2 protein-coding genes and 1 pseudogene are annotated in these 3,786 nt (G+C 70.5%); 1 reads left to right on the top strand and 2 read right to left on the bottom strand.

From position 1 onward, the window contains the following. A pseudogene (locus tag LCD33_RS28360) lies at nt 1–238 on the top strand (MFS transporter); the annotation flags it as partial. Nucleotides 239–318: 80 nt separating this feature from the next. Here the strand turns inward: LCD33_RS28360 and LCD33_RS28365 are convergent. Continuing rightward, nucleotides 319–1,125 carry a DUF3566 domain-containing protein gene (locus LCD33_RS28365; protein WP_224967174.1) on the bottom strand — a complete coding sequence of 269 codons (807 nt, stop codon included), beginning with the start codon at nt 1,123–1,125 and terminating at the stop codon, nt 319–321. A gap of 32 nt (nt 1,126–1,157) precedes the next feature. Further along, nucleotides 1,158–3,653 carry a DNA gyrase subunit A gene (gene gyrA, locus LCD33_RS28370; protein ID WP_224957016.1) on the bottom strand — a complete coding sequence of 832 codons (2,496 nt, stop codon included), beginning with the start codon at nt 3,651–3,653 and terminating at the stop codon, nt 1,158–1,160. Between the last annotated feature and the right edge of the window lie 133 nt (nt 3,654–3,786).

Below are 3,786 nucleotides of genomic sequence, written 5' to 3' on the forward strand. Positions count from 1 at the left end.
CTCGGTGGCGCTGGACCTGGCCGCGCCGGCCGGGACCGAGACGGAGGCGTTCGGCTGGGTCGTGACGGCGGTGACGCTCGGTGCGGCGGCCGGCCAGTCGATCAGCGGCCGGATCGTGGAGAGCGCCGGGCCGCCCGCCGCGTTCCTGCTCGCCGGGGTGGTCGGCGTCGTGCTGGCCGCGGGCCTGTGGGTCCGGCGCGGCACGCTGCTCCCGGTCCGCGAATCCGCCCTGGTCTGACGCGCAGGGCCTCGCTGATCGCGGGCCCCCCCCCGGCGGGGGGGGGGGGCCCCGGCCCCCCCCCCCCCCCCCCGGACCGGTCACTCCCGCTCGGACAGCGTGACTTCCACGCCCCCGGCGAAGTCGGCGGCCACGTTGTAGATGAACGCGCTCACCGTCGCCAGCGCCGTGAACAGCACGATGTTGATCGCCCCGATGATGGAGGCGACGCCGAACACGCGGCCCGCGCTGATCAGCTCTTCGCTGGCGGCGTCCTCCGGCGAGGTGAGCTCGGTGAACGTGCCGTTCAGCGAGTCCCACACGCCCATGCCGTCGAGCACCCCGTAGAGCACGGCGACCGCGATCATCCAGACGAAGAACATCGCCACGCTGAGCACCAGGGCCAGCTTCAGCACCGACCACGGGTCGAGCCGCTTGACCTGGAGGCTCGCCCGCCGCGGTCCCCTGCTGGGCCGGCGGGTGCTGGTGGACTGCGCGCCCAGCCGAGCGGCCGCGCCGAAGTTCACCGCGGTGCGGCCGTCCGCTCCCTGCTTCGGGATCTCGGTGCGGACCGTCTCCTGGTCGTGCCCGGGCTTCGGGATCCCCTGGGTCTGCGCGGTGTCGAAACCGGGCTGGGCTTCGGCACCGCCGTCGGCGCTGCCGGCCCCGGCTCCGGTGCGCTGCCACGGCGGCGGCGCCTCGGTGCCCTCGAAGGTCTCCGAACCGTTCGGCTTCGAGCTCGCCTCGCCGTTGCCGTCGGCCGCGGCCGACGTGTCGCCGTCGCCCCCGGTCGCAGCGGTCTGCCCGGTCATCACCGAGGTGTGCTGGGAGTTCTGGCCGTTGGTCGGTTCGGCATCCTGGTCACCCGGGTGCCCGTCCGGACGCTCCGGCTTCTCGGAAGATGTCACGAGAGATCCTTCATGATCGTCATCGGCGGTCGCTACTTCGTCGGCTCAGGCCCGGCGGCGTCCGGATCGGCGGCCTCGTCGGCGCTGCGCGCGATGGCCACCACCGAAGTCCCGTCGCCCAGGTTCATCAGACGCACCCCCTTCGTCTGCCTGCCTGCCTTGCGAACCTCCTTGGCGGTGGTCCGGATGACGCCGCCGGTGGAGGTGATCGCGTAGAGCTCATCGTCCAGGTCGACGATGAGCGCCCCGACAAGCCTCCCACGTTTGCGGTCGTACTGAACGGTGAGCACGCCCTTGCCGCCGCGGCCCTGGACCGGGTAGTCGTCGATCTCCGTCCGCTTGGCGTAACCGCCGTCGGTGGCGACCAGCACGAACCGGCCGGCCCGGACGACGCCCATCGCGAGCAGCTCGTCGCCCGCGTTGAACCGCATGCCGAGCACGCCTGACGTGGCGCGGCCCATGGGGCGCAGCGCTTCGTCGGTGGCGTGGAACCTGATCGACTGCCCTTCGGCGGAGACCAGCAGCAGGTCGTCCTCCTCGGAGCACAGCACCGCGCCGACCAGCTCGTCCTCGTCCTTGAGGTTCACCCCGATGAGTCCACCCGAACGGTTCGAGTCGAAGTCGGTGAGCCGGGACTTCTTCACCAGGCCCGCCTTGGTGGCCAGCACCAGGTACGGGGCGGCGGTGTAGTCCTTGATCTGCATGACCTGGGCGATGTGCTCGTCCGGCTGGAACGCGAGCAGGTTCGCCACGTGCTGGCCGCGGGCGGTGCGGTTCGCCTCGGGCAGCTCGTAGGCCTTCGCCCGGTACACCCGGCCCTTGTTCGTGAAGAACAGCATCCAGTCGTGCGTGGAGCAGACGAAGAAGTGCGAGACGATGTCGTCCTGCTTGAGCTGCGCGCCCTGCACGCCCTTGCCGCCGCGCTTCTGCGCGCGGTACAGGTCGGTGCGGGTCCGCTTCGCGTAGCCGGTGCGGGTGATCGTGACGACGACGTCCTCGTCGGCGATGAGGTCCTCCATGGAGACCTCGCCCTCGTAGGGCACGATCTTGGTGCGGCGGTCCTCGCCGTACTTCTCGACGATCTCCATGAGCTCGTCGCGGATGATCTGCCGCTGCCGCTCCGGCTTCTCGAGGATGTCCTTGTAGTCCTCGATCTCCAGCTCCAGCTCGGCGAGCCGATCGATGATCTTCTGGCGCTCCAGCGCGGACAGCCGCCGCAGCTGCATCTCCAGGATCGCGTCGGCCTGCACCTCGTCGACGTCGAGCAGCCCGATCAGCCCGGTGCGGGCCTCGTCCACGGTCGGCGACCGGCGGATCAGCGCGATCACCGCGTCCAGCGCGTCCAGCGCCTTGACCAGGCCGCGCAGCACGTGGGCGCGCTCCTCGGCCTTGCGCAGCCGGAAGCGGGTGCGCCGGACGATGACCTCGATCTGGTGCGTGACGTAGTACCGGATCACCTGGTCGAGGCGCAGCGTGCGCGGCACGCCCTCGACCAGCGCCAGCATGTTCACGCCGAACGTGGTCTGCAGCTGGGTGTGCTTGTAGAGGTTGTTCAGCACCACCTTCGGGATCGCGTCCCGCTTCAAGGTGATGACGATGCGCATGCCGCGTCGGCTGTTGGACTCGTCGGCGATGTCCGAGATGCCGGTGAGCTTGCCGTCGCGGTGCATGGCCGCGATGTTCTCGATCAAGTTGTCCGGGTTGACCTGGTAGGGCAGCTCGGTGACGATCAGCGAGGTGCGGCCCTTCGCGTCCTCCTCCACGGAGACGACCGAGCGCATCTTGATGGAGCCGCGGCCGGTGCGGTACGCGTCCGCGATGGCGTTGGTGCCGAGGATCAGCGCCCTGGTCGGGAAGTCCGGCCCCTTGATGAGCCTGATCAGCTCTTCGAGGAGCGTCTCGTCGTCGACCTCGGGGTTCTCCAGCAGGTAGACCACGCCGTCGGCGACTTCCCGCAGGTTGTGCGGCGGGATGTTCGTCGCCATCCCGACCGCGATGCCGCTACCGCCGTTGACCAGCAGGTTCGGGATGCGGGCCGGGAGGACGTCCGGTTCCTGGGTCCGACCGTCGTAGTTGTCGGAGAAGTCGACGGTGTCCTCTTCGATGTCGGCGAGCATGTGCATCGCCAACGGCTTCAACCGCGACTCGGTGTACCGCATGGCGGCCGCCGGGTCGTTGCCCGGCGAACCGAAGTTGCCCTGCCCGTCGATCAGCGGGTGCCGCATCGCCCACGGCTGCGCCAGGCGCACCAGGGTGTCGTAGATCGCCGAGTCGCCGTGCGGGTGGTAGTTGCCCATCACCTCGCCGACGACGCGGGAGCACTTCACGTACCCCCGGTCCGGGCGGAAGCCGGAGTCGTACATCGCGTACAGCACGCGGCGGTGCACCGGCTTGAGGCCGTCCCGCACGTCCGGCAGGGCGCGCGCGACGATGACGCTCATCGCGTAGTTGATGTAGGAGTTCTGCATCTCCTGCTGGATGTCGACCGGTTCTACGCGGCCGTGTTCCGGCGGCAGGATTTCCGTCACGGGTGGAAGTTCCTTTCAGGCGGGTGGGGCGGGTTCCTGCGCCGGCGCGCCGCGGGCGCGGGGGGGGGGGGGCCCCCCCGGGGCGCGGCGGGGGGGGGGGGGGGGGGGGCGGGCCCCCCGGGCCGCACAGCCC

Origin of the sequence: Saccharopolyspora sp. 7B (assembly GCF_020177435.1) — a bacterium.
Lineage (GTDB): Bacteria > Actinomycetota > Actinomycetes > Mycobacteriales > Pseudonocardiaceae > Saccharopolyspora_C > Saccharopolyspora_C gregorii.